We start from the raw sequence: 26,087 nt of genomic DNA on the forward strand, positions 1-26,087 counted from the left end.
CCGCGGGACAGAACTCCCCGCCCACTTGTCCGAAGCGATTTCCGTGCTAGGTTGGCCGCACAGATGGGGATGGAGTCCCCCGATAACCGCCCGACGGTCGATGACCGTGTGGGCTGATGACTCCTGCTTGAGGAGGGGCAATCTTTGAGCCTCTGCCTTCGGCGGGAGCATGGACAAACCCGCCAATGGCGGGTTTTTTGTTGTCTGGTGACAAAGGCGAAGGCGTGACGACGACGACACCGAATGCCGAGCGTGCGGGGCTGCCCAGGGGAATCTGGGTGCTCGGCTTCGTCTCGATGCTGATGGACATCTCCTCGGAGATGATCCATGCGCTGCTGCCGATCTATCTCGTCACCGTGCTCGGCGCTTCGACGCTCACCGTCGGCTTCATCGAGGGCATTGCGGAGGCGACGGCCTCGATCACCAAGATCTTTTCCGGCGCATTGTCCGACTGGCTCGGCCGGCGCAAGCTGCTCGCAGCGCTCGGCTACGGACTTGCCGCGCTGACAAAACCGCTATTCCCACTCGCGCCCAGCGTCGGATGGCTGGTGGCGGCGCGCTTCATCGACCGCGTCGGCAAGGGCATTCGCGGCGCGCCGCGCGATGCGCTGATCGCCGATATCGCCCCGGTCGGCCTGCGCGGGGCGAGCTTTGGCCTGCGCCAATCGCTCGACACCATCGGCGCCTTCATCGGGCCGCTCGTGGCGATCGCCCTGATGTGGTGGACGGCGGACAATTTCGCCGCCGTGTTCTGGGTGGCAGTGCTGCCGGCCTTCTTGTCCTTTGGCTTGATCGCGTTCGCGGTGAGCGAGCCGGAGCCGGAGCCGGGCCGGGAGCCTGCAAAGAATCCGCTCAATCTCGCCGCAATGCGGCAGCTCGGATCGATCTATTGGCGCGTTGTGGCCGTCGGCGTCGTCTTCACGCTCGCGCGCTTCAGCGAGGCTTTTTTGATCCTGCGCGCACAGAATATCGGGCTCAACGCGATGTGGGTGCCTGCGGTGCTGGTGCTGATGAACATCGTCTACGCCTTGTCGGCCTATCCGGCCGGCGTGCTCTCGGACCGGATCAACAGGACTGGCCTGCTCGCGCTCGGGCTCGTCTTCCTCGCCGGTGCCGATCTGGCGCTCGCTCTGCTGCCGAGCCTTGGCGGTCTCGCACTCGGCGTCGCGCTGTGGGGGCTGCATATGGGACTGACGCAAGGCCTGCTCTCGGCGCTCGTCGCCGACGCCGCGCCGCCGAACCTGCGCGGCACCGCGTTCGGCTATTTCAACTTGTTCACCGGCCTTGCCTTGCTGGCCGCGAGCGTGATCGCGGGCGCGCTGTGGGACAGCTATGGTCCGGCCGGAACGTTCTTTGCGGGGCTCGGCTTCGCGCTGGTCTCGCTCGTGGGACTATTGGCCGTCGGCAACGGTCTGGCAGCGGAGGAAAAATGAAATGGGAGGTCTTTCGTCGTGCTGAGCGGAGTGTTCGCAATCATCGTCGGCAGCGTGCTCGGCGGCTGCGCCCGTTATTTCGTCTCCGGTGCGATCGCGCGGCGGCTGGGCGAAACGTTTCCATGGGGCACCATGACCATCAACGTCACCGGCGCCTTCCTGATCGGCATTTTCGGCGCGCTGGCGACCCATCCCGGCTCGGCCTTCGCCGCGCCCAATCCATGGCTGTTCGCAGTGACCGGTTTTCTCGGCTGCTACACCACCGTGTCCTCGTTCAGCCTGCAAACGCTGACGCTCGCGCGTAGCGGCGAGCCGATGCATGCGCTCGGCAATATCATGCTCTCGGTCGGACTGTGCCTTGCCGCGGTCAGTTGCGGCTTCCTCCTTGCGGACAGCTTGGGAGGCTAGAGGTAGATGAAGTCCCCCTCCTCCGCCGAGCGCTGGCGCACCGCGATGCTCTATGCCTGGGTTGCCGCGGGCAGCATCGTCGGTGGTCTGTCGCGTTATCTGGTCGGGCTCGCGCTCGACACCGGACCGGGCTTTCCCTTCGCGACGCTGTTCATCAACGCCACGGGATCGCTGATCATCGGCTTCTACGCGACGCTGACCGGCCCCGACGGCCGCATGCTGGCGCGGCCCGAGCACCGGCAGTTCGTCATGACGGGGTTCTGCGGCGGCTACACCACCTTTTCGACCTTCAGCCTCGAGACCTTCCGCCTGTTCCACGGCGGCATGAAATACACGGCGCTCGCCTACATCGCCGCATCCGTGGTCTGCTGGCTGGTGTCGGTGTGGATCGGCCATATGATCGCGAGCCGCTACAACCGCTTGACAAGGAGCTGACCATGCAAATCCCCGCTCAGGCAGTTTCGCTCCGGATCTTCATCGGCGAGAGCGACCATTTCGACGGCAAGCCGCTCTATGAAGCGATCGTGATGACGGCGCGCGAGCGGCACCTCGCCGGCGCCACCGTGCTGCGCGGACCGATGGGGTTCGGCCAGTCGAGCCGGCTGCACACCTCGAAGATCCTGCGGCTGTCGGAGGACCTGCCGCTGCTGATCGAGATCGTCGACAGCGAGGATAACATCAACGCATTCCTGCCCATCCTGGATGGCATGATGTCGAGCGGGCTGATCACCTTGGAGAAGGTGCAGGTCCTGCAATATGGTGCGAAGGCCGCGAGCTGATTGCTGCGGCAGCAACCCCCAGCCCGCCGTGTCCGGGAGGCGGAATGAACGACACTGTCACCAAGCCGAAGACGCGGACGAAGACCAAGGTCGAGCGGCCGAAGCTGCACAAGGTCATCCTGATCAACGACGACTACACGCCGCGCGAATTCGTCACCATGATCCTCAAGGCCGAGTTCCGCATGACCGAAGATCAGGCCTACAAGGTGATGATCACCGCCCACAAGCTGGGCGCCTGCGTCGTCGCCGTGTTCACCAAGGACGTCGCCGAGACCAAGGCCACGCGCGCCACCGACGCCGGCCGCGCCAAGGGCTATCCGCTGCTGTTCACGACGGAGCCGGAGGAGTAAGGCTCAGCGGCCGGCCGCGTGCGTCTCTTCCGCCAGCCCATACACACGCTGCGCCTTGGAAAATCCTGCGATCGGAAATTCTCCGAGCTCGTGCCAGTCGTGACGGCAGACATTGGCAAAGCCCTCCGAGGCGACGACGGTCCGTCCCAGGCGTCCCGTGATCTTCTCGAGCCTCGCAGCAAGATTGACGGCCGGGCCGATGCAGGTGAAGTCGAGACGGTTGCCGCCGCCGATGTTGCCATAGAGGATGTTGCCGACGTGCAGCGCGACGCCGAAGCGGAAGCGCTCGACGACGTCGCCGACCGGAAAAGCCAGCGCCTCGACGCTCGCGCGTGATTCACGCGCGGCCTCCAGCACGCGCGCGCAGACATGCGCGGCATCGCCGACATATTCGTCGATCGGGAATACCGCGAGCAGGCCGTCGCCCATGAACTTCAGCACCTCGCCGCCATGGCCCCGGATCGCGGTGACCTGGCAGTCGAAATAGTGATTGAGGATCTGGACCACCGTCTCGGCCGGAAGCCGGTCCGACAGCGCGGTGAAGCCGCGCAGGTCCGACAGCCAGATCGCAGCCTGCATGGTATCGTTGTGGCCGCGGCGGATCTGGCCGCCGAGGATGCGCGCACCGGCGCGATTGCCGACATAGGTGTCGAGCAGCATCTCGGCGGTGCGGCGCAGGCTGATGATCTCGCTGACGCGTGCGAGCGGTGCAATGATGGTCCGGATCGCCGCGATGTCGTCGTCGCTGAAGCCGCCGGGCTGCCGCGTCATCCAGCTCGTCGCGTTGACCGAGCCGTCGAGGAACCGCAGCGGCACCGCGACATAGTCGGTCACGCCTTCGGCGCGCAAGTCGTTGATGATCGGGAATCGTTTGCTGCCGGGATCGTCGACGCGTCCTCTGACCTCCAGCCCCTGCTCGAACACGATCCGAAGCGGACTCTGGGCGAACTCCGGCGAGTCCAGGACATCGAATTCGACGGCGCCGATCTCGACCGGTTCGCCCTGCCGCCAGATGAAGTTGCGGCCGAATATTTCAGGGTGGAGCGTGCGGATGAAGATGCCGAACCGGAACACCGGCAGGCCGGCCGCGACCAGACGTTCGCAAAAATCCGCGATCATCTCGACCGGCTCTATCGACGACCAGGCGCCGTCGATCAGCCAGTTGGAGATGCGCTGAAGCTCGGAGCTGTTCATGCCAGCATTTGCGGGCGAAGTTGTGGGATCGTCAAGCTGCGCGGTGGGCTAGTACCGCGACATCAGCGCCCGACCTGCCCGCGATCGCGCAGAAAGTGATCGGCGAGCACGCAGGCCATCATGGCCTCGCCGACGGGGACGGCGCGGATGCCGACGCAGGGGTCATGGCGGCCTTTTGTGAAGATCTCGGTGTCCGCGCCCTGGCGATCGACGGTCAGGCGGGGCTGCAGGATCGACGAGGTCGGCTTCACGGCGAAACGGACCACGACCGGCTGCCCGGTGGAGATGCCGCCCAGCACGCCGCCGGCATGGTTGGACAGGAAGCGCGTGCCGTCATTGCCGGTGCGCATCTCGTCGGCGTTCTCCTCGCCGGTGAGCTCGGCCGCGCCAAAGCCGGCGCCGACCTCGACGCCTTTCACCGCATTGATGGTCATCATCGCGCCCGCGAGATCGGAATCCAGCTTGGCATAGATCGGCGCGCCAAGGCCGGCCGGCACGCCTTCGGCGACGATTTCGATCACGGCACCGATCGAGGAGCCGCTCTTGCGGATGCCGTCGAGATAGGTCTCGAAGAACGCGGCCTTGTCCTTGTCCGGGCAGAAGAACGGATTCTTGGCGATCTCGTCCCAGTCCCATTTGCCGCGGTCGATCTTGTGCGGCCCCATCTGCACCAGCGCGCCGCGCACCCTGACGTCGGGCAGAACCTTTCGCGCGATGGCACCGGCCGCAACGCGCGTCGCGGTCTCGCGCGCCGAGGAGCGGCCGCCGCCGCGATAATCGCGCAGGCCGTATTTGGCCTCATAGGTGAAGTCGGCGTGACCCGGACGAAACTTGTCCTTGATCTCGGAATAGTCCTTGGAGCGCTGGTCGGTGTTTTCGATCAGGAGCCCGATCGGCGTGCCCGTCGTCACCTGCACGCCGGTCTCCGGATGCGCCATCACGCCGGAGAGGATTTTGACCTGGTCCGGCTCCTGGCGCTGGGTGGTGAAGCGCGATTGGCCCGGCCGGCGGCGGTCGAGATCGCCCTGGATATCAGCCTCGGTGAGCGGGATCATGGGCGGACAGCCATCGACCACGCAGCCGATTGCCACCCCATGGCTCTCGCCGAAGGTGGTGACGCGGAACATGTGGCCGAAGGTGTTGAAGGACATCGCTGCAGGCTCGGTTCCAGGGTTTGGTAACGCGCGAGGGGCCGGGGGTCAAACCTAACTGAACTTCTCCAGCCGGCCGTCGCGGAACACGTAGACGGCACCCTGCTGGATATAGAGCTCGGCGGCGCTGGCCGGCGCCTCCAAGCCAAGCGAAACCATCAGGGCCCGGCAGGTCCCACCATGGGCGACTGCGACGGTGTCGGTCCGGAGCTGGTCGTACCAGGCGCGCACGCGGACCTGCACATCTGCGTAGGTCTCCCCGCCCGCGGGGCCCACCGTCCATTTGTCGGCAAGGCGCCTGGCGTAAATTTCGGGATCAGTCGCCTCGCTCTCGGCCAGCGTCAGCCCTTCCCAGGTGCCGTAGCCGATCTCGCGCAGCCGATCATCCAGGGCATATTCCCTAGGCGGCAGTTCGAGCTTGCCGCGTGCAAGTTCCATGGTCTGGCGCGCACGGCCGAGCGGGCTCGACACGTAAGGCAACGCCGCCTTGTCGCAACCGTCGCGTCTGAACAGGTCGGCGAGAATGCCGCCGGCCTGGACGGCCTGACCGCGCCCGCGCGCATTCAGCGGAACGTCCTTGGTGCCCTGAAGCCTCCCGAGCGCATTCCACTCGGTCTCCCCGTGGCGAAGATAATAGATCGTGGGCACGGCCATTCCAGATCTAAGGCTAGTCCTTCCCGCCGAACGAAATGTCCGGCGCATCGGGCCGCTTCATGCCGAGCACGTGATAGCCGGAATCGACGTGATGCACTTCGCCGGTGACGCCGCGCGAGAGGTCGGAGAGGAAATACAGCGCGCTGCCGCCGACGTCCTCGGTCGACACGTTGCGCCGCATCGGCGCGTTGGCCTCGTTCCACTTCAGGATATAGCGGAAGTCACCGATGCCGGAGGCGGCGAGCGTCTTGATGGGACCTGCCGAGATCGCGTTGACGCGGATGTTCTTCTCGCCGAGATCGGCGGCGAGATAGCGCACGCTGGCCTCCAGCGCCGCCTTGGCAACGCCCATCACGTTGTAATGAGGCATCCACTTCTCGGCGCCGTAATAGCTGAGCGTGATGAGCGAGCCGCCATCCGTCATCAGCTTCTCGGCGCGCTGCGCCACCGCCGTGAACGAATAGCAGGAGATCAGCATCGACTTGGAAAAATTCTCCGGCGTGGTGTCGACGTAGCGGCCCTCGAGCTGCTCGCCATAGGCGATCGCGTGCACCAGGAAGTCGATCTTGCCCCACTTCTCCTGCAGCACCGCGAAGGCCGCATCGATGGTCGCGGCATCGGTGACGTCGCAATGGCCGAGCACGAGACCGCCGATCTCGGCGGCGAGCGGTTCGACGCGCTTCTTCAGCGCATCGCCCTGATAGGTGAAGGCGAGCTCGGCGCCGGCGGCGTGGCACGCCTTGGCGATGCCCCAGGCGATCGAGCGGTTGTTGGCAAGGCCGAGGATCACCCCGCGCTTACCTTGCATCAGACCTGAATTCTGCGCCATTTTTGAACGTCCCGTCGAACTCGTGGTGAGGTCTGGAGGTACACCAGCCCTCCCCTGCGGTACAGCCCTAATACGCCGCGTTAACGCTGTTTCGAGCGCCGGAATAGCCGTTCCGTTCGGGTGTTATGATCGCTATAGGCGCTTGCGCCGGACACCAGGACGTCAAGACCGCAATGAGTGCGTTTCGCCAAAGTGTGGAAGCCATGATCCCGGCGTTGCGCCGCTATGCCCGCGCGCTCACGCGCGACGCGGACGCGGCCGATGATCTGGTGCAGGACACGCTGGTGCGGGCGCTGCGTTCGGAGCGATTGTTTCTCGGAGGCGATGTCAGGAGCTGGCTCTACACGATCCTGACCAACCTCAACAAAAATCGGCGGCGCTCGCTGGCAAGGCGGCCGCAATTCATGCAGCTGACGGAGAACAACCCGGATGCCAGCGGCACCGAAGCCGAAGGGCGCGACATCGAGAGGGCACTGGCCACGCTCGTCGAGGAGCAACGTTCGGTGCTGCTCCTGGTCATGCTGGAAGGCATGAGCTACCGCGAGGTCGCCGACATCCAGGGCGTGCCGATCGGCACCGTGATGTCGCGCCTGGCCCGCGCCCGCGCCCACGTCAAGGCTTCGCTCGAAGGCGAGCGCGCGACGCTCAGGCGGGTGAAATGATGGCAGGGTTGATGCATCGCGTATCGTCCGCCTGCGGCGTGCCGATGCCGCGAGCGAAGTTGAGCTTTGAACGACATTTAGGGCCAGAGAGCCAGAGACGATCGAAATGAACGAGCGCAAGATCCCAGTGACCGAGGACGAACTGCACGCCTATGTCGACGGCGAGCTGCCGGCCGAGCGCCGCGCCGACGTCGAGGCCTGGCTTGCCGCCCATCCTGAAGAGGCCGAACGGGTGCAATCCTGGCGTGCCATGGCGGAGATGCTGCACGCCCGCTACGACGCCGTCGCCCAGGAGCCCGTGCCGGCGCGGCTCGAGCTCGAGCGGCTGGAACGCCGCCCGCGGCAATGGTTCTATGGCGCCGCCGCCGCTGTGCTGGTCGCTTTCGTCGTCGGCGGCACGGCTGGCTGGGTCGCGCATGGCGCCGCCAGCGCGCCCTCGACCTTCCAGAACTTTACCGCGGACGCGCTCGACGCCCACCGCCTCTATGTCGTCGAGGTCCGCCACCCCGTCGAGGTCGGCGGCAACGAGCGCGACCACCTCCAGGCCTGGCTGACCCGGCGCTGCGGCTGGACCGTGTTCGCGCCGAACCTGGAGGCCAGCGGGCTGAAGCTCGTCGGCGGCCGGCTCTTGCCTGGGCCGAGCGGCCCGGCCTCGTTCCTGATGTATGAGGGCGCCTCCGGCGAGCGCTACACGATCTACACCGCCAAGACCGAGAATGGTGCGACGCAAATGCGTTACGCCAGAACGGACAAGGACGGTGCGTTGTTCTGGGCCGAGCGCGGCGTCGGCTACGTCGTCAGCGGCGGCGGTGATCGCGACCGGCTGACCAAGGTGGCGCAGGCCGTCTACGACCAAGCCGAGAAAAACGGCACCTGAGCAACCGCATAAGGCGGTGCCTCGATTCCGTCATTGAAAATTTGGAATGAAGACATCGGCGCGTCTCATTATCGCACCGGATGATCACGCGAAAATGAGCAGCGTTCGATCCGCCGATCGACGCGGGCGGCCTCGATTGGGGTTTTTGGTACCGCGCTGGTCCCCCTCTCGAGGCCGCACCTTTTTATCGGCTGTCCCGCCGGACAGCCGACACGTCTCAAGCGTCAGCGTCGAAGCGCGAGCCGCGCTTCAGGCGTATGTTGAGCATCATCCTTTCGGGGAGAGAATGCTCCGATCGTCGAGCTGGCCTCGGATAGCGCCCTAGCCGAGTCCGCTACGTGGATTGTAGGGGTGTTGGTCCCGCCACTTCTCCATCAATGCTTCAAGCTCGGCGTCGTTCCCGTCCGGTAGCATAATCCTGATGGTGACGAAGAGATCTCCGGTTCCGCCAGCTTTCGGCAGGCCCTTGCCCTTGAGGCGGAAGGTCCGGCCACTGGAGGTGTTCTTCGGCACCGAAAGCTCCACGGCATTGCCGAGGGTGGGCACGCGGACCTTAGCCCCGAGCACCGCCTCGTAGAGCGTGACCGGCAGGTCGATACGCAAGTCGGCGCCCTCAACCTTGAAGTAGGCGTGCGGCGCGATGCCGATGGTGATCAGGAGATCGCCGGGCGGATGGCCCTGCGCGGACTCGCCTTGTCCCCGGAGCCGGATCTGCTGGCCCTCGGTGACGCCGGCCGGAATCTTGACGTTGAGCTCCTTGCCGGTCGGCAGCCGGACGCGCTTCTCGCCACCCTTGACCGACTCTTCCAGCGAGACGGACATGGCAACATTCACGTCGAGATCGAGCCCGACGCCGCCGGTGTCGAATTCGAACTGCCCGGCACTGCCGGCCCCAGGCCGCGCACCGCGCATCCCGCCGCCGAACATGCTGTTGAGGATATCCTCGAATGCGCCGCCGCCCTGGCCAGGACCGCCGCCGGAACGGAACGTATAGCTTTCGAACCCGCCGGGACCCGCGCGGCCGCGCGGCCCGCCGCCGCCTGGGAAACCCTGGAAGCGCGGCTTGCCGTCGGCGTCGATCTCGCCGCGGTCGAACTGCTTGCGCTTGTCCTCGTCGCCAATGATCTCGTTCGCCGAGTTGATCTCGGAGAATCGCTCGGCGGCTTTCGGGTCGTCCGTGTTGCTGTCGGGATGGTGCTTCTTGGCAAGCTTGCGATAGGCGCTCTTGATCGCGGCAGCGCTGGCGCTCCGCGGCACCCCCAAGACCTCATAGGGGTCGCGCATCCGTCACGTCTCCTTCAAGAAATCGAATTGTTCAAAGGGCTCCCCGCCCCACCTACGAACCATGTGGGGAGAGAGTGGCATTTTTGCAACTAGGCTTGCCGGCCGAATCTCTAAGTTTGGAGCATGATCTTATCGGAAAACCGGTTCCCACTTTTCGCGAACGCGGCCCTTCGGGTCCGGATCATGCTCAGCTCCGCCACGGCTTTAGCGTATGAATCTCCCAACGGCCACGGGTGCTTTGGCAGCCGGCACCCTGGAGCCAGCTTTCGGTGTTGCCGTTGACATAGCTCGCCAGGAAATCGCGGCATTTGCGGCCGTCCTCGGCGGCATAGGACTGCGCGATCGGTGTCACCGAACCGCGCGCGCCGGTCTCTGGATTCTCCCAATGCTGGCTGGAATCCTTGTCGCCCTTGCTGAGGACGTCGGAGGCCGCGTTGCGAGCGAAGGCGAGATCGGTGTCGGTCGGCGGGGCGTCCTTCGCCGGTCGCACGATCGAGCCGGTGAGGTCGTTGTCGTCGGCCTTGGCGTAGGCACTCTGGTCGTTGCGGGAAAAACTGCATCCCCCGGTCCCGAGCCCGAAGAGAATGATCGTCATGACAAAGCCGGACGGCCGGATCGCCGATAGGCCAACGCGTCCCCATGCCCTATATAGGGCGGTAGCGGACAACAAGGCGTTTTGGGCCGCGGGACGCAACTCGGACTCCAGACATGACCGACACGACCTCGATGAAACACCAGACACCCTTAACATCCGGTGATTTCACCGCCGCCGACGAGCCTTTTGCGCTGTTCGAGACCTGGCTGAACGAGGCGATCAAGAGCGAGCCGAACGACCCGAACGCGATGGCGCTCGCAACCGTCGACCCCGACGGGCTTCCTGACGTGCGCATGGTGCTGATGAAGGGCTTCGATATCGAGGGTTTTGTCTTCTACAGCCACATCGCGAGCCAGAAGGGCCGCGAACTCGCCGCAAATCCTAAGGCAGCGTTACTTTTTCACTGGAAGTCGCTGCGCCGTCAGGTCCGCATCCGCGGCAACGTGACGCCGGTGACCGACACGGAGGCCGACGCCTATTTCGCCACTCGCCCCAAGCAGGCGCAGATCGGCGCCTGGGCGAGCAAGCAGTCGCAGGAGCTGGAGAGCCGCTTCGCCTTCGAACAGGCCATCGCGAAAGTCGCGGCCAGATACGTCATCGGCGAGGTGCCGCGGCCGCCGGGGTGGAGCGGCTGGCGCATCACGCCCTCGCGGATCGAGTTCTGGCACGACCGCCCATTCCGTCTGCACGACCGCATCGAATTTCGCCGTGACGCGGCCGGACAGAAGTGGTCCAAGACGCGGATGTACCCTTGAGCCTGATCTCGAACCTCGTCTCGAGCTTTAAGCCGACCTGAAAGATGTCCATGCCGCATTCGTCCAATGCGCCGCGCCGTACGCTGCTCCTGACCGGAGCCAGCCGCGGCATCGGCCACGCCACCGTGATCCGCTTCTCCTCGGCGGGCTGGCGCGTCATCACCTGCTCGCGGCATCCCTTTCCGGAGGACTGCCCGTGGGATGCGGGACCCGAGGACCACATCCAGGTCGACCTCGGCAATCCCGAGGACACAGCGCGCGCGATCAACGAAATCCGCAGCCGGCTGGAGGGCGGCACGCTGCATGCGCTGGTCAACAACGCCGCCATCTCGCCGAAGGGCGCGGGCGGCTCCAGACTCGGCTCGGTCGACACCGATCTCGACACCTGGACGCATGTCTTCCACGTCAACTTCTTCGCGCCGATCATGATTGCGCGCGGGCTGATCGAGGAATTGAAGGCGGCCAAGGGCTCGGTCGTGAACGTCACCTCAATCGCGGGCTCGCGCGTGCACCCCTTCGCGGGCGCCGCCTACGCGACGTCGAAGGCCGCGCTGGCATCTCTGACGCGCGAGATGGCCTCCGACTTCGGCCGCGTCGGCGTGCGCGTCAACGCCATCGCGCCGGGCGAGATCGATACCTCGATCCTGTCGCCGGGCACCGAGAAGATCGTCGAGCAGCAGATCCCGATGCACCGGCTCGGCACGCCCGACGAGGTCGCCAAGATCATCTACGTGCTGTGCACGGACACCAGTTCTTACGTCAACGGCGCCGAGATCCACATCAACGGCGGCCAGCACGTGTGATCCGTTCGCGTCATTGCACGGCATTGACGGAGCCATAGCGGCAACTTCGCTCCCGTGTTCCGGACGCGCTGCAATGCGAAGCGTGGCTGCGCAGTGCCGGGACCCAGATCACGACTCGGCACGCATGGAGAGATGGGCCCCGGCCCTGCAGCGCACCGTCGAAGTGACGCTGCGCTGCGTCCGGGGCACGAGAACAGAATGTGGCGCACGCACTCGCCACATCGTCATTGCAAGCTCCGCGAAGCAATCCAGACTGTCTCCGGCGAGACGGTCTGGATTGCTTCGTCCCCGCGCTCCTCACAATGACGGAATGCTGCTGAGGGAAGCAAGGCGATCCAGACAACGCCGCCGCAAGACCTGGATCGCCCTCGCCTTCCGTTCCTCAATCGATTCGAATCCGACGTGACCGGTCGCGCGGCCGCGGAGCGGCCGTGCTGAATGCAGTCGAGCAGTCGTCGTCGTTCTCACCGTCGAGCAGCGGAGCACCACAGTGCCGGCACATGCGTGCCGACATCGACGACGCCTTGCCGCTCGTCATCGCCTGACGATAGTTCGCCAGATCGATGACGTTGCGGGGCGACGTTATGTGTTTTTCAACCATGGTTGTTCCTCGCGGCTACGCACTGCTTATCGCAGACAAGTTTCGCGCAAACGTTCAGCCCACCGCTCAAATTTTACCGGAGGAATTGGGGCGGCAGGCACGCATCACCGCGTGGCCGCAATCCCGCTCTATTCTGCGACACCAACCGCCATGTCTCTGCAAACGGTGTAAGGTCTCGGTAGGGATCTTCGCTTGAGCATGATCTCCGCGCAAACGCGCTCGGCGTTTGTCGCGAGGGAAAACCGCTGCACACTTTTCCGGATCATGCTTCTACAGCCACTTCTTCCACTTGAAAATCCAGTACGGGACGATCGCGGCGATCAGCATCATCACCAGCGCCATCGGATAGCCGTGCACCCATTCGAGCTCCGGCATCACCTTGAAGTTCATGCCGTAGATCGAGGCGATCAGCGTCGGCGGCATTAGGACAACAGCCATGACCGAGAACAGCTTGATGATGTTGTTCTGCTCGAGATTGACGACGCCGAGCATGGCGTCGAGCACGAAGGTGATCTTGTTGGAGAGATAGGAGGCGTGGTCGGTCAATGAGGCGACGTCGCGCTGCATGGTCTTGAGCTGCTCGCGCATGTCCTTCGACCATTTGATGCCCTCAACCACCGCCGAGAGGAAGGTGACGACGCGGCCGATCGAGACCAGGCTCTCGCGAACCTTCGAAGTCAGATCGCCCTTGCGGCCGATCGAGATCAGGATCTGGGAATATCGCTTGGCCTGCCCGTGGCGCTCGCTCTCGGGCTCGAAGATGTCGTGCGAGACCTGGTCGATCTCGGCGCCGCATCGCTCCAGGATGTCGGCGCAGCGGTCGATCACGGCGTCCAGCAGCTCCATCAGCACCATCTCGCCGGTGATCGCGGGCGTGCAGGAGCGGGCGAGCTTGGCCTCGACCAGGGCGAAGGGCTTGGGCTGGTCGTAGCGCACCGTCACCAGGCGGTGGTCGCCCAGAATGAAGGTCACCGCCGTGGTCCGAGGCATGTCGGTATCGGAGTGGCACATCAGGGTCGCGGTCATGTAGCGCGCGCCGTTCTCGATATAGAGGCGGCTGGAGATCTCGATCTCCTGCATGTCTTCCCGGGTCGGGATGGCGATGCCCGCGAGCCGCTCCACCGCCTTGTCCTCGGCAGCGCTGGGATTGACGAGATCGATCCAGACTGCGCTCTCCGGCAGCACCGTGAGGTCCTCGACGACGGCCTTCTTAAGGGAGGACTCCGAGGGAACAAACACCGAAAACATGCACAACTCCAGAGAACCTGCGTCAGAATGACAGCCCTTAGCGCGATTCTGACAAGTTCACGATGACAACCGCATTAACGAAGCGTTGGCATTTGTGGCGGAGTCGCGTCTCAACTGTGGCACGGAATCGACAGTCTGAGGCTGACGGCCACAAAACTTCCACAGACCCGCAAAATTTGCGGCAGAAAAGCCACAGGTTGGGTCTCGCAGCGCGGGATAAGGCCTTCAGTGCTGGAATTGTGGCAGATTTCAACGATAATGGGATTAACGGAGTCGAGGAACTTGGGCGGTAAGCTCAGGCCTTCCGCACGGTATTGCTTTGATTGGAACCAAATCATGTCGTCGCTGAAAGTTAAATTGGTAATTTTGGCCGCCGGCCTGCTGCTGTCGGGCTGCATGCAGGCCACGCATTTCGAGGCGACCGACACCAAGGCCTTCAAGCCGAAGGACAAGGAACTGCTCGCCAAGGTCCGGTACGAGAATACTCCGGTCGCGGAGCCGTTCCGCCGCGCCATCGTGCAGTACCACCGCAAGGAATCGCCAGGCTCGATCGTGGTCGATTCCGACAACCATTACCTCTATTACGTGCTGGAGGGCGGCAAGGCGATCCGCTACGGCATCACCGTCGGCGAAGAGGCCATGGCCTGGTCGGGCATTGCCAAGGTCGGCAGCAAGACTGAGTGGCCGGCCTGGCACCCCACCCCCGGCGAAATTTCGCGCCTGGGCGTGCCGACCTATGTCGCACCCGGCCCGGACAATCCGATGGGCTCTCGCGCGATTTACCTCTATTCCGGCGGCAAAGACACATTGTTCCGCATTCACGGCACCAACCAGCCGGAATATATCGGCGCCTCGATCTCGTCAGGCTGCATCCGCCTGACCAACGAGGACGCGATCGATCTCTATGATCGCGTTAAGCTCGGCACCCTCGTCGTGGTGCTGGAGCCGAAGCATGGCGACTCGCCCTACAATTCGCGGCTTGCGCTCGGCGGCAGCCAAACCGGCCAGGCCGGCAGCTACTGATCGCCTCCAAAATCCCCGAGATCCAAAAGCGCCGGTTTCACCGGCGCTTTTTTGTTGCCGGCTTGTGCGGCTGGGACTTGCCGCCATCGGCCGCCGGTTTCCCCGCAGGTGCTGGAGCCTTCTCCGCCGCCTTGTCGTCAGCGCCTTCCTGTGCCTCGGGCTTGGCCGCGACCTCGCGCGGCGGCGCCTCCTCGGGGCGTTCCGCCGGCAGCAGCGGAGCGACCTGTGGCAGCGGATCCCAGACGTTCAACTGGCAGATCCGGTAGTCGTTGCGCCGCTGCGCCAGGTCGAGATGGATATGGTCCTCGTGGTACCAGTCCGAACCCGGACCGAGCACGGTGGAGAACCGCGCGCACACCGAGTGCAGCACGCGCTCGCGCACCTCGCGCGACATGGTGCGGTCGGTGAGGCCGATCGATTGCCCGTTGGTCAGCTTGATGGCACGGATGTCGATCGCATTGGCCTTGCCGTGCTCCGACAGCATCGCGCCGACGACGCGGTTGCGGCCGCGGCACTCGAAGCTATCGAAATTATCGAGTTCGCCAATGGTCGAGCCGAGGCTGGTGGCCAGCGGAACCATGTCCTTGCGCAGCCAATCAGCGATCGCGGACGCCATGGTGCAGCGGAGAATCGCCGCCGGCTTGACCGTCACCTTGCGCTTGTCCGGCAGCACGATGGCTTCCAGCCGCACCAGATCCTCGCCGCCGCAGGCGCCGGGGCCGCGGATATCCGGAATTGAGGGCGCGATCGCGATCTCCTCGGTCAGCGCGAGACGGCAGGCCGAGACCGGTTTCTGGGGTGGCGGCGCGGCCTCGGCAGGCTTGTCGGCGCCGGGCTTGTCCGGAGAAGGCTTGCCGTCAGCTTCCGGCGGGGCCTCGTCCGGTGCTTTGGGCGCCTCCTCGGGGCGCGGTCTCGGCAGCGGGATCTTGGCGGGATGAACCGCTACGCGCGGCCGTGGTGCGGCAATACCGAAGATATCGAGCGGGGACGTATGTTTTCGCGCCTCTGCCCTCTCGGTGAGCACGAGCGATAGCCCAAGCGCGGCGGTAACCATTGCCGCGCCAGCGGACATATAGCCGCGACAAGACCATTTGCGGCGAAAGTCCGGCAGGCTAAAACTCATGGCAATTCTTTGGCCCAACGCTGAGAGCGACAACGCGCCCAGCGACTTCTCGGAGGAACGTGAGAATGCTTGGTTTGATGCAAGATTGGCCCCTGCTCTGCCACCGGATCATCGAACACGCCGCCAGGATTCATGGCAAGCAGGAGGTGGTCACACGCTCGGTCGAGGGACCGATTCATCGCACCAATTACGCCGAGATCCACAAGCGCGCGCTCAAGGTCTCGCAGGTGCTGGAGCGCGACGGGATCAAGCTCGGCGACCGTGTCGCAACGATCGCCTGGAACACCTGGCGCCATCTCGAGGTGTGGTACGGCATCATGGGGATCGGCGCCATCTGCCATACCGTCAACCCCCGCCTTTTCCCCGAGCAGATCGCCTGGATCATCAACCATGCGCAGGACCGCATCGTGATGACCGACATCACCTTCGTACCGGTCCTGGAGAAGATCGCCGACAAGCTGACGAGCGTGGAACGCTACGTCGTGCTGACCGACAAGGCGCACATGCCGCAGACGACGCTGAAGAATGTGGTCGCCTACGAGGACTGGATTGCGGAGGCCGACGGCGAATTCAAATGGAAGGACTTTGACGAGAACACGGCAGCCGCGATGTGCTACACGTCGGGCACGACTGGCGACCCGAAAGGTGTGCTGTATTCGCATCGCTCCAACGTGCTGCACGCGCTGATGGCCAACAATGTCGACGCGCTCGGCACCAGTGCGTCCGAGACGATGCTGCCGGTGGTTCCGCTGTTCCATGCCAACAGCTGGGGCATCGCCTTCTCCGCGCCCTCGCAGGGCACCAAGCTGGTCATGCCCGGCGCCAAGCTCGACGGCGCCTCGGTGTATGAGCTGCTCTCGACCGAAAAGGTGACGCACACTGCCGGCGTTCCCACGGTGTGGCTGATGCTGCTCCAGCACATGGCCGCCAATAATCTCAAGCTGCCGCATCTGAAGATGGTGATCTGCGGCGGCTCGGCGATGCCGCGCTCGATGATCAAGGCCTTCCTCGATATGGGCTCGAACGTCCGCCACGCCTGGGGCATGACCGAGATGAGCCCGATCGGCACGGTCGCTGCGCTGAAGCCGCCGTTTGCCGACGCAACCGGCGATGCGCGGCTCGACGTGCTGCAGATGCAGGGCTATGCGCCCTTCGCGGTCGAGATGAAGATCACCGACGATGCCGGCAAGGAGTTGCCCTGGGACGGCAAGACCTTCGGCCGCCTCAAGGTGGCCGGCCCGGCCGTCGCCAAGGCCTATTACCGGGTGGATACTGACATTCTCGACGAGGACGGCTTCTTCGACACCGGCGACGTCTCGACCATCGACGAGGACGGCTACATGCGGATCACCGACCGCTCCAAGGATGTCATCAAGTCCGGCGGCGAGTGGATCTCCTCGATCGACCTCGAAAATCTCGCGGTCGGCCATCCGGCCGTGGCGGAAGCTGCCGTGATCGGCGTATTTCACCCCAAATGGGACGAGCGGCCGCTCCTGATCGTGCAGCTCAAGCAGGGCCAGCAGGCCACGCGCGAGGACATCCTGAAATACATGGACGGCAAGATCGCAAAATGGTGGATGCCCGACGACGTCGCCTTCGTCGAAGGTATTCCGCATACCGCCACCGGCAAGATCCTGAAGACGGCGCTGCGCGACCAGTTCAAGGATTACCGCTTCCCGAACGCGGCGGCGTAGGGCTCGATGCCACCCTCCCCTGGAGGGCGCAAGCGTTTGACGCATTGAAGCCTCCACGACGTCATGGCCGGGCTTGTCCCGGCCATCCACGCCTTGCTCGACGGTCCAAAGAACGTGGATGCCCGGGCCTTCGCCTCGCCGAAGCGGCTTCGGCCGCGCAGGCGGGACAAGCCCGGGCATGACGAACTAGGTGCCTGCGGAACCCTTGAATTTGCCTCCGCGCCGTGGTCTCAACTGCCCATCGTCGCGCCCAGTCGGCCGGCATCGCTCCAAATCCCCGGCAGAGCTCACTCGATGGCCCGCAGGTTTTCCGCTCCCTATCAGTCGGAGCCCGTGTCCAGCCTCGCGAGCTGGGCGCGCAATCTGGCCGTGTTCGCCGTGGTGGCAGTGGTGGTGTCGGTCATCGTCGTCCGCTTCGATTTCCTGGAGCCGAAGCCGGCGCTTGCAACCTTCTTCGGCGGGCTCGCGATCGCCGGCCTCTCGATCCTGTTCGGGCTCGCCGGCTTTGCCGCGATCTGGCAGAACGGCTCGCGCGGCATGGCGCGCATCCTGCTTGCCCTCCTGATCGACGGAGCGATCCTCGCCTACCCCGCCTATCTCGGCCTGCAATATCGCAAGCTGCCCGCGATTCACGACATCACCACCGACCCGATCGATCCGCCGCGTTTCGACGCGCTGGCGCGCCTGCGCACCGGCGAGGGCACCAACACCGCGGTCTATGCCGGCCTGTATTCGGCGGAGCAGCAGCGCCACTTCTACCCCGATATCGAGCCCGTCGAGCTCGAGATCTCCGTCGACCGCGCCTATGCGATCGCGCTCCAGCTCGTCAACAAGCGCAAATGGATCGTCATCGACGAGCGCGCACCGCAGCCGCCGCGCCGCATCGGCCGCATCGAGGCGGTGGCGCGCACGCCAATCATGGGTTTTCGCGAGGACATTTCGATAAGGTTCGTGGCGGACGGCGATGATTCCCGCGTCGATATCCGCTCGGCCTCGCGCAATTTCGACAGCGATCTCGGCAGCAACGCCGCGCGCGTCAAGAAATTCATGGACGATCTCAACACCGCGGCCGATGCCGACGCGCTCAAGCCAGTGAAGAAGACGCCGGTGACGCCACCGAAGGCACCGGCAAAGACGGTCAAGAAGTAGCGAATGGCGAGTGGCGAATAGCAAATGGAAGCCACCTTTCCTATTCGCTACTCGCTATTCACCCCTAAGCCATCCGATACGTTCCGCCGATCACCGGATCGCCCTCGGTCGCGACCACGCCGCGGGCGACCAGGTCTTCCAGGTGCGCCAGCACCGAATAACCGGCCGCCGTCGTGAGCCTGGGGTCGATGCCGATATAGATCGCGCGCACCATGGTCGGGATGTCGGTCTCGCCCTTGGCGAGGCGGTGCAGGATCGAAGCCTCGCGCGCCTTGCGGTGACGGATCAGGAAGCGCACGAAGCGCTGGCCGTCGGGAATCTCGGGGCCGTGGCCGGAGAAATAGAGGTCTTCCTCGCGTGCGGCGAGCCGCTCGAGCGAGTCCATGTAGTCGATCATCGAGCCGTCGGGCGGCGCCACGATCGAGGTGGACCAGCCCATGACGTGATCGCCGACGAAGTTGAACTTTCGCTCCGGCCAGGCGAATGCCAGATGATTGGCGGTATGCCCCGGCGTCGCGACGGCCTCGAGCCGCCAGCCGTCGCCTTCGACGACGTCGCCATGTGCGAGGTTGACGTCCGGTGCGAAATCGCGGTCGGCGCCGGATTCCGGATTGTGCTTCTCGCTCTCGAAACGTGGGCGCGAGGCCCGGTGCGGGCCTTCGGCATAGACCGGCGCCCCTGTCACCTGCTTGATCCGCGCGGTGTTCGGCGAATGGTCGCGATGGGTGTGGGTGACGAAGATATGGCTCACCGTCTCGCCGCGCACGGCATCGAGCAGCGCAGCCGCATGCGCCGCATCGTCCGGACCGGGATCGATGATCGCGACATTGCCGTTGCCGACGATGTAGCTGACCGTGCCGGTGAAGGTGAACGGGCTCGGATTGTTACAGAGCACGCGGCGCACGCCGGGTCGGACTTCCTCGACGATGCCGGCTTTCAGCGGAAAGTTGCGGTTGAACGGGACGTCGTCATTGTCGGACATGGGACTACCTGCGCACTGCTGCCCCAACCCTCGCCGTCATACCCCGCGAAGGCGGGGTATCCAGTACGCCGAGGCGTCTGTGGCGAAGGCTAGGTCTCTGGAATACTGGATCGTCCGCTTTCGCGGACGATCCAGCGGAGCATATCAACCACGCCCGTTCTGGGGCTCAGAAGAACGCCTGAATGCCCGTGATCGCGCGGCCCAGGATCAGGGCGTGGACGTCGTGGGTGCCCTCGTAGGTGTTGACGGTCTCGAGGTTATGGACGTGGCGCATCACGTGGTACTCGATCGAGATGCCGTTGCCGCCGTGCATGTCGCGGGCGACACGGGCAATGTCGAGGGCCTTGCCGCAATTGTTGCGCTTCATGATCGAGATCATCTCGGGCGCGAACTTGCCCTCGTCCATCAAGCGGCCGACGCGAAGCGAGCCCTGCAGGCCGAGTGCGATCTCGGTCTCCATGTCCGCGAGCTTCTTCTGCACGAGCTGGGTCGCGGCGAGCGGCTTGCCGAACTGCTTGCGGTCGAGCGTGTACTGGCGCGCGCGATGCATGCAGTCCTCGGCCGCGCCAAGCGCGCCCCAGGAGATGCCGTAGCGGGCGCGGTTGAGGCAGCCGAACGGACCCTTCAGGCCCGAGACGTTGGGCAGCAGCGCGTCTTCCGGAACCACGACACCATCCATCACGACCTCGCCGGTGATCGAGGCGCGAAGCGAGAGCTTGCCGCCGATCTTCGGCGCGGAGAGGCCCTTCATGCCCTTCTCCAGCACGAAGCCGCGGATCTGGTTGTCGTGCGCGGCCGACTTGGCCCAGACCACGAACACGTCGGCGATCGGCGCGTTCGAGATCCACATCTTGGTGCCGGTGAGGCGATAGCCGTCAGAGACCTTCTCGGCGCGGGTCTTCATGCCGCCCGGGTCGGAGCCGGCATCGGGCTCGGTCAGGCCGAAGCAGCCGACCCACTCGCCGCTGGCGAGCTTCGGCAGGTACTTCTTGCGCTGGTTCTCGTCGCCATAGGCGTAGATCGGGTACATCACCAGCGAGGACTGCACCGAGTTCATCGAGCGATAGCCGGAATCGACCCGCTCGATCTCACGCGCGACGAGGCCATAGGCGACATAGCTCGCATTGGCACAGCCATATTCTTCCGGCAGCGTGATGCCGATCAGGCCGAGCTCACCCATCTCGTTGAAGATCTCGCGGTCGGTCTTCTCCTCGAGATACGCCTTGGTGACGCGTGGCAGCAGCTTGTCCTGGGCGTAGGCGCGGGCGGTGTCGCGCACCATGCGCTCGTCTTCGGTCAGCTGCTCGTCAAGCAGGAACGGATCGTCCCACTGGAAAGAAGCCGCAGCCGGCTTGTCCTTGGCCTGAGGGCGCACGCTCATGAAACGTCCTTTCGTCTGGTTCCGTCAAAATTTGCCCGACAAAGTAAAGCGCCGCGGCAACAAGTGCAATTGCATCCTGGTTTCGGTCATTCCGGGGCGATGCAACGGGACCGCGTAAGTGCGGCCCGGAGCGTCGAATCCGGAATCTACTCACCTCTACAACTTCGAGATTCCGGGTGTGGCGCTTTCGGCGCCATCCCGGAATGACTTGCGTGTCAGCTTTCAAGCTGCTCGTTGGCGACGATCTCGATACCGAAGCCCGACAGGCCCTTGTAGTCGTGCACCGAGGAGGTGAGATGCCGGATCGAGGTGACGCCGAGATCGCGCAGGATCTGCGCGCCGACGCCGACTTCGCGCCACTGGCGGTTGCGGTCAGCCTCGCTCGCGCTCTCGTCGGGCAACGGGGACACGGGGACACCGGCCGCGCCGTCTCGTAAGTAAACCAGCACGCCACGGCCTGATTTCTTGAAGTGCTCGAGCACCGCGGCCATTCGCTTGTGGCCGGTGAAGGTGTCCTTGACGATGTTCGGCTTGTGGAAGCGCGTAAGCACGTTCTTGCCGTCGCCGACACCATTATAGACGAAAGCGACGTGGGCAATGGAATCGAACGGCGAACGGTAGGCATAGCCTTGCAAGGGTCCGATCGGGCTCTCGGTGACGAAGGTCGAGACCCGCTCGATCAACTTTTCGCGCGCCTGGCGGTAGGCGATCATGTCCGCGATGGTCACATGCTTGAGCTTGTGCTGGGCGGCGAAGCTGGCGACCTGCTCGCCCTTCATCACGCTGCCGTCGTCGTTCATCAATTCGCTGATGACGCCGACCGGCGGCAGGCCGGAGAGCTTGCAGAGATCGACGGCGGCCTCGGTATGGCCCGAGCGCAGCAGCACGCCGCCGTCCTTGGCGATCAGCGGAAAGATGTGGCCGGGCCGGGCAAAATCGTTGGCTCCGACATTGGGATTGGACAGCGCCCGGCAGCATGAGGCCCGCTCCTCGGCGGAAATGCCGGTGCCGCCATCGGGCTTGTAGTCGATCGACACCGTGAACGCAGTGGTGTGCGCGGAATCGTTATGGGCCACCATCGGATCGAGCCGCAGACGGCGCGCGTCCTCGGTGGTCACGGGCGCGCAGACGATGCCGGAGGTGTGGCGGATGATGAAGGCCATCTTCTCGGCGGTGCAGAGCGAGGCGGCGACGATCAGATCGCCCTCGCCCTCACGGTCGTCGTCGTCGGTGACGACCACGAGCTCACCCCGGGCAAAGGCCTGCAAGACTTCCTGAACGTTATCGGGCATGTCCCAATCTCTATCGGTTATGCCGGGAGGCTTAGCCGGACTTGGGCCGGGACGCTAGTGTCCTGGACGCAACCACATATTCCGGGCAGCGGGCCATCGGAGGCCAGGCTTGCACCGAGGATACCAGGATATAGGCGCAGACAGCCGGAGAGGAAGGCGGCCGGGCGCCGTCAAGGCAGCACTTCGCGCCGTTCGCCGATCCGCTGATCGAGCTCGGCGCGCTTGTCGGCCAAAAGGCCGGCCTGGGCGGCTTCGATCACCGTGAACAGCTCGTGGGCATCGCTGAGCCGGGTCACGGTGACGTAGCTGGCGCCGGCCTCGTAGAGCGCGCCGACGTCGGCCAAGAGGTCGGCCGTGGCCACGATCAGGGCGGTCGGATTGAGCGCGCGGACGTGGCGGACCAGCTTCTCGTTGGTGGCGCCTTTCAGCAGCGAATCCGGCACGCTGAGGATGATCATCTCGGACTTGGCGATGCCGGCATGGAGCAGGGTATCGACATTGCTGATGTCGCCATAGATCACGTGCAAGCCGCGCGAAAGCAGGGTCTGGTACACATTGGGGTTGAAGTCGACCACGGTGATCTGCTCGAGCAGCACCGGCGTCTGCCGCTCGATCTCGGCCAGCAGCGCGCTCGCGGCACGGAAAAAGCCGAGGATGACGATACGGCGGGCCTCGCCATGGCCGGCCTCGTGCCCCTCCTCGGCATGGCCATTGCCATGGTCAAGGTCGCGCAGGCCCATCCGCTTCAAGGGGCCGATCGCCCAGCGGGTGATCTCGTCGCTGCGGCTCATCGCGAAGGTCGAGAGCACCGCGAGCACCACGAAGGCGAAGGAGGCCGCGTTCGCCGTCTGCGCCGCGATATGGTGATCGGCGACGCCGGTCTGGATCACCACCAGCGAGAACTCGGAAATCTGCGCGAGGTTCAGCGCCGGCAACAGGCTGGCGCGCAGGCCCTGCTTCATCAGATAGAGCGGCGTGAAGGTGGTGACGAGGCGGCTCACGACCGTGAAGGCCGCGATCATCAGCGCCAGCCCGATCACGGAGAGGCCAGGGATGGGAATGGTCATGCCGAGCGCGACGAAGAACAGGGTAATGAAGAAGTCGCGGAGCGTGGTGACCTTGGCGGTGACGTCGAGCGCGTAGGGAAAGGTCGAGAGCGAGACGCCGGCGATCAGGGCGCCCATCTCGCGCGACAGCGACAGCCGCTCGGCGGTCTCGGCGACGAGGAAACACCAGGCCAGCGCGCCGAGCAGGATCAGCTCGGGGCGCCGGGCGATCTGATGGAACAGCCGCGGCAGCACGTAGCGGCTGACCACCAGCGCGGCGGTGACCAGCACCGCGACGCGGCCGATCGAGAGCAGGATGACGCTGGCTTGCAGATTGGCAAGGCTCGGCTGCACCGCCAGGAAGAGGATGGCAAAGATGTCCTGAAGCACCAGCACGCCGAGCGTGATGCGCCCCGGTAGCGTGTCGAGCTCGCGCTTCTCGTAGAGCACCTTGACGATGATCACGGTGCTCGACAGCGCGCAGGCGACGCAGAGATAGACCGCATCGAAATGCCCGCCGCCGAGCGACAGGCCGATGCCGACGAAGAACAGGACCCCGAGCAGGCAGCCGCCGAGCAGCTGCCCCCCCGCCGCGAACAGGATCACCTTTCCCGCCCGCACGATCTTCTTCAGGTCGATCTCCAGCCCGATCATGAACAGCATGAAGATCAGGCCGAGCTCGGAAATGACGCTGATCGATTCCTGCGAGTGGACCCAGCCGGCGCCGAATGGACCTATGCAGAAGCCGGCGATAAGATAGGCCAGGATCAGCGGCTGCCGGGAGAAATGGGCGAGCAGGCCCAGCATCCAGGCAAACAGAATACAGAGAGTGATGTCGCGAATGAGCTCGTGCATGCCAAATTGGTCCGTTTTGCCGCACCCTAGAGACGGGTTGCAGCGCGGCAAGCGAGCAATTCGTCACATGCGAAAAGGGCTGTTCGCAGCAATGCTGCTATGCCCCCTCGCCTTAACCGTACCCGCCGCCGCACAATCCAAGGTCAATATCGAACAGAACTTTGCCGATTCCCTCACCGCAATGCCGAAGGAAGAACTTGCCGTCTCCGGCGGGTTCTACGTGCCCGCCTATTCCAGCGTCGCGATGAGCCAGGGCAAGCTGCGCGTCGACTTCTCGGTGACCTTGAGTGTTCACAACGCCTCCGAGACCCAACCGCTGGTGGTCAAACGCATCGCCTATTTCGACACCGCAGGCAAGCAGGTCGAGACCTACCTGAAGGGGCAGGTGGCCCTGAAGCCGCTGGCCACGATCTCGATCTTCATTCCGACCGATGACGTGCGCGGCGGGACCGGGGCCAATTTTCTGGTCGACTGGGCCGCGACGGGCGAGATCGCCGAGCCCGTGGTCGAGGCCCTGATGGTTGGCGGCGTCGCCAATGCGCATTACGCTTTTATCAGCCAAGGCCGTCCGACCCGGACGGCCACAAAGAAGTAAGGCCGTCCGACCCGGACGGCCGGCAAGAAGTAAGGCGGCCCGGTGCAAGGCCGGTCGCTCAACAAGAACAAAACGAGGAACGCTCCCATGACGTCCAGCTTCGATTTCGCGCCCCTGTTTCCCGCAGGGCTGCCGGCCCCTTCTGCGCGCTGGACGGGCCTTGCCAAATACAGCTTTGTCGGCGGCAACAACGATTCCGAGCAATTGCCGCTCGACGGCTTGATCGAGGCGACCAATTCCGCCCTGCAAAAGGAAGGCCGGTCGCTGGCGACCTACGGGCTGGCGCACGGTCCGCAGGGCTATTTGCCCCTGCGCGAATTCCTGGTGACGAAGCTGAAGCGCGATGCCGGCATCAACTGCACGGTCGATGATCTCATGATCGTCTCCGGCTCGCTGCAGGCACTCGACCTCGTCAACGCGACGCTGCTGACGCGCGGCGACACCGTGATCTTCGAGCAGGACAGCTATCAGGGCTCGTTGACCCGCCTCGCCCGGCTCGGCGTCAACGTCGTCGGCATCCCGCTCGACAAGGACGGCATGCGCATGGACGTGCTGGCGGCGACGCTGGCCGATTTGAAGAACCGCGGCATCCGTCCCAAATACATCTACACCATTCCGACGGTGCAAAACCCGACCGGCAGCATCATGCCGGAGAGCCGCCGCGCCGAGCTGGTGCGGCTCGCGACCGAGTATGGCGTGCCCATCTTCGAGGACGATTGCTATGCCGACCTCGTCTGGTCAGGGCAGCGGCCGCCGGCGATCTACGCGATGAGCCCGAACGGCGGCGTGATCCATATCGGCTCGTTCTCCAAATCGATCGCACCGGCGCTGCGCGTCGGCTTCATCGTGGCGCCCTGGGATGTGATGTCGCGGATGCTGGCGCTGAAGACGGATGCGGGCTCCGGCGCGCTGGAGCAGATGGTGCTCGCCACCTATTGCAAGCCGCATTTCGCAAGCCATGTGCCGGCCCTGACCAAGGCGCTGCGCACCAAGCTCGACACGCTGATGGAAGCCCTGAACGAGCAGTTCGGGACCGCGGCGGAATTCGAGGAGCCCAAGGGCGGCATCTTCCTCTGGGTCAAGCTACCCGATCAGGTCGATACGCTGAAACTGTATCAGGCCGCGCTCGCCGCCGGCGTCTCGATCAATCCGGGGCCGGAATGGTCGACCAACAAGAGCCATTCCAGATCGCGCCTGCGGCTGTGCTTTGCAAGTCCGTCGCATCAGCAGATCCGCGAAGGCGTCGCTGCATTGGCCGAGGTCTGCCGCAAGGAATTCGGCGTGCCGGCCCGGAGTGCCAATGTGGAGAAGCGGGCCTGAGGTT

Annotated in this window: 27 protein-coding genes and 1 riboswitch; of the genes, 14 read left to right on the forward strand and 13 right to left on the reverse strand. The window is 64.6% G+C overall.

The window, feature by feature from the left end:
- Positions 1–56 precede the first annotated feature (56 nt).
- Positions 57–133, forward strand: a riboswitch (Fluoride riboswitch).
- Between the two features lie 91 nt (positions 134–224).
- From IVA81_RS32705 to clpS, 5 genes are read left to right on the forward strand one after another with little or no spacing between them, the layout of a single operon-like run.
- On the forward strand, positions 225–1,433 hold the full coding sequence (locus IVA81_RS32705; RefSeq protein ID WP_247325868.1) for an MFS transporter: 1,209 nt from the start codon (positions 225–227) through the stop codon (positions 1,431–1,433).
- Between the two features lie 18 nt (positions 1,434–1,451).
- Positions 1,452–1,841, forward strand: a complete 390-nt coding sequence (gene crcB / locus IVA81_RS32710; RefSeq protein WP_247325872.1) for a fluoride efflux transporter CrcB — start codon at positions 1,452–1,454, stop codon at positions 1,839–1,841.
- 6 nt (positions 1,842–1,847) lie between these two features.
- Positions 1,848–2,276 carry a fluoride efflux transporter CrcB gene (gene crcB, locus IVA81_RS32715; RefSeq protein WP_247325875.1) on the forward strand — a complete coding sequence of 143 codons (429 nt, stop codon included), beginning with the start codon at positions 1,848–1,850 and terminating at the stop codon, positions 2,274–2,276.
- Between the two features lie 2 nt (positions 2,277–2,278).
- Positions 2,279–2,620 carry a DUF190 domain-containing protein gene (locus IVA81_RS32720; RefSeq protein ID WP_247325878.1) on the forward strand — a complete coding sequence of 114 codons (342 nt, stop codon included), beginning with the start codon at positions 2,279–2,281 and terminating at the stop codon, positions 2,618–2,620.
- A gap of 44 nt (positions 2,621–2,664) precedes the next feature.
- Positions 2,665–2,970, forward strand: coding sequence for an ATP-dependent Clp protease adapter ClpS (gene clpS, locus IVA81_RS32725; protein WP_212080890.1), 306 nt, complete (start codon positions 2,665–2,667; stop codon positions 2,968–2,970).
- A gap of 3 nt (positions 2,971–2,973) precedes the next feature.
- Here the strand turns inward: clpS and IVA81_RS32730 are convergent, their stop codons facing one another.
- The 4 genes from IVA81_RS32730 to fabI form a co-directional block, all read right to left on the reverse strand.
- Positions 2,974–4,164, reverse strand: coding sequence for an adenylate/guanylate cyclase domain-containing protein (locus tag IVA81_RS32730; RefSeq protein WP_247325881.1), 1,191 nt, complete (start codon positions 4,162–4,164; stop codon positions 2,974–2,976).
- A 62-nt stretch (positions 4,165–4,226) separates the two neighbouring features.
- A complete protein-coding gene (gene aroC / locus IVA81_RS32735; RefSeq protein WP_247325884.1) occupies positions 4,227–5,315 on the reverse strand; it encodes a chorismate synthase in 1,089 nt (362 codons plus the stop codon).
- Positions 5,316–5,369: 54 nt separating this feature from the next.
- Entirely contained in the window at positions 5,370–5,969 is a 600-nt protein-coding gene (locus IVA81_RS32740; RefSeq protein WP_247325890.1) for a histidine phosphatase family protein, read from the reverse strand.
- Positions 5,970–5,982: 13 nt separating this feature from the next.
- A complete protein-coding gene (fabI, locus tag IVA81_RS32745; protein WP_247325895.1) occupies positions 5,983–6,798 on the reverse strand; it encodes an enoyl-ACP reductase FabI in 816 nt (271 codons plus the stop codon).
- 173 nt (positions 6,799–6,971) lie between these two features.
- Here fabI and IVA81_RS32750 point away from each other — a divergent pair, with 173 nt between their 5' ends.
- Together IVA81_RS32750 and IVA81_RS32755 are read left to right on the forward strand one after the other, a co-directional pair.
- Positions 6,972–7,460, forward strand: coding sequence for an RNA polymerase sigma factor (locus tag IVA81_RS32750; RefSeq protein WP_246924781.1), 489 nt, complete (start codon positions 6,972–6,974; stop codon positions 7,458–7,460).
- Between the two features lie 106 nt (positions 7,461–7,566).
- Positions 7,567–8,337 carry an anti-sigma factor gene (locus IVA81_RS32755; protein ID WP_247325898.1) on the forward strand — a complete coding sequence of 257 codons (771 nt, stop codon included), beginning with the start codon at positions 7,567–7,569 and terminating at the stop codon, positions 8,335–8,337.
- A gap of 321 nt (positions 8,338–8,658) precedes the next feature.
- On the opposite strand, the gene IVA81_RS32760 is transcribed toward IVA81_RS32755, so the two are convergent.
- Positions 8,659–9,621, reverse strand: a complete 963-nt coding sequence (locus IVA81_RS32760) for a DnaJ C-terminal domain-containing protein (RefSeq protein WP_247325900.1) — start codon at positions 9,619–9,621, stop codon at positions 8,659–8,661.
- 187 nt (positions 9,622–9,808) lie between these two features.
- Positions 9,809–10,216: an RT0821/Lpp0805 family surface protein gene (locus IVA81_RS32765; protein WP_247325903.1), complete on the reverse strand. Its 408-nt coding sequence runs from the start codon at positions 10,214–10,216 to the stop codon at positions 9,809–9,811.
- Between the two features lie 113 nt (positions 10,217–10,329).
- Here IVA81_RS32765 and pdxH point away from each other — a divergent pair, with 113 nt between their 5' ends.
- Positions 10,330–10,971, forward strand: coding sequence for a pyridoxamine 5'-phosphate oxidase (gene pdxH / locus IVA81_RS32770; protein ID WP_247325906.1), 642 nt, complete (start codon positions 10,330–10,332; stop codon positions 10,969–10,971).
- 50 nt (positions 10,972–11,021) lie between these two features.
- Positions 11,022–11,774, forward strand: coding sequence for an SDR family oxidoreductase (locus IVA81_RS32775; protein WP_247325908.1), 753 nt, complete (start codon positions 11,022–11,024; stop codon positions 11,772–11,774).
- A 382-nt stretch (positions 11,775–12,156) separates the two neighbouring features.
- On the opposite strand, the gene IVA81_RS32780 is transcribed toward IVA81_RS32775, so the two are convergent.
- Entirely contained in the window at positions 12,157–12,375 is a 219-nt protein-coding gene (locus tag IVA81_RS32780; RefSeq protein ID WP_084251817.1) for a hypothetical protein, read from the reverse strand.
- A gap of 270 nt (positions 12,376–12,645) precedes the next feature.
- Complete coding sequence (locus IVA81_RS32785) at positions 12,646–13,623, reverse strand: magnesium transporter CorA family protein (RefSeq protein WP_247325910.1); 978 nt, start codon at positions 13,621–13,623, stop codon at positions 12,646–12,648.
- A 336-nt stretch (positions 13,624–13,959) separates the two neighbouring features.
- Here IVA81_RS32785 and IVA81_RS32790 point away from each other — a divergent pair, with 336 nt between their 5' ends.
- Positions 13,960–14,646, forward strand: a complete 687-nt coding sequence (locus IVA81_RS32790) for a L,D-transpeptidase (protein ID WP_247325912.1) — start codon at positions 13,960–13,962, stop codon at positions 14,644–14,646.
- A 37-nt stretch (positions 14,647–14,683) separates the two neighbouring features.
- Here the strand turns inward: IVA81_RS32790 and IVA81_RS32795 are convergent, their stop codons facing one another.
- A complete protein-coding gene (locus IVA81_RS32795; RefSeq protein WP_247325914.1) occupies positions 14,684–15,769 on the reverse strand; it encodes an extensin family protein in 1,086 nt (361 codons plus the stop codon).
- A gap of 65 nt (positions 15,770–15,834) precedes the next feature.
- Here IVA81_RS32795 and IVA81_RS32800 point away from each other — a divergent pair, with 65 nt between their 5' ends.
- Positions 15,835–17,463: a fatty-acid--CoA ligase gene (locus IVA81_RS32800; protein WP_247325916.1), complete on the forward strand. Its 1,629-nt coding sequence runs from the start codon at positions 15,835–15,837 to the stop codon at positions 17,461–17,463.
- 294 nt (positions 17,464–17,757) lie between these two features.
- Entirely contained in the window at positions 17,758–18,612 is an 855-nt protein-coding gene (locus tag IVA81_RS32805; protein ID WP_247325919.1) for a DUF1499 domain-containing protein, read from the forward strand.
- A gap of 64 nt (positions 18,613–18,676) precedes the next feature.
- Here IVA81_RS32805 and IVA81_RS32810 read toward each other — a convergent pair whose 3' ends face one another.
- From IVA81_RS32810 to IVA81_RS32825, 4 genes are all read right to left on the reverse strand, one after another.
- Positions 18,677–19,594 (reverse strand): MBL fold metallo-hydrolase, encoded by a 918-nt coding sequence (locus tag IVA81_RS32810; RefSeq protein WP_247325921.1) that lies wholly within the window; start codon positions 19,592–19,594, stop codon positions 18,677–18,679.
- Between the two features lie 166 nt (positions 19,595–19,760).
- Positions 19,761–20,975, reverse strand: a complete 1,215-nt coding sequence (locus IVA81_RS32815) for an acyl-CoA dehydrogenase (protein ID WP_247325923.1) — start codon at positions 20,973–20,975, stop codon at positions 19,761–19,763.
- 215 nt (positions 20,976–21,190) lie between these two features.
- Entirely contained in the window at positions 21,191–22,267 is a 1,077-nt protein-coding gene (ribB, locus tag IVA81_RS32820) for a 3,4-dihydroxy-2-butanone-4-phosphate synthase (protein ID WP_247325926.1), read from the reverse strand.
- A 170-nt stretch (positions 22,268–22,437) separates the two neighbouring features.
- A complete protein-coding gene (locus tag IVA81_RS32825; protein WP_247325928.1) occupies positions 22,438–24,168 on the reverse strand; it encodes a cation:proton antiporter in 1,731 nt (576 codons plus the stop codon).
- A 67-nt stretch (positions 24,169–24,235) separates the two neighbouring features.
- Between IVA81_RS32825 and IVA81_RS32830 the strand changes: the two genes are divergently transcribed.
- Both IVA81_RS32830 and IVA81_RS32835 read left to right on the forward strand, forming a co-directional pair.
- Positions 24,236–24,763, forward strand: coding sequence for a DUF3124 domain-containing protein (locus tag IVA81_RS32830; RefSeq protein ID WP_247326075.1), 528 nt, complete (start codon positions 24,236–24,238; stop codon positions 24,761–24,763).
- Between the two features lie 87 nt (positions 24,764–24,850).
- Entirely contained in the window at positions 24,851–26,083 is a 1,233-nt protein-coding gene (locus tag IVA81_RS32835) for a PLP-dependent aminotransferase family protein (RefSeq protein WP_247325930.1), read from the forward strand.
- Positions 26,084–26,087: the final 4 nt, after the last annotated feature.

This window comes from Bradyrhizobium sp. 141, assembly GCF_023074055.1.
Taxonomy (GTDB): domain Bacteria; phylum Pseudomonadota; class Alphaproteobacteria; order Rhizobiales; family Xanthobacteraceae; genus Bradyrhizobium.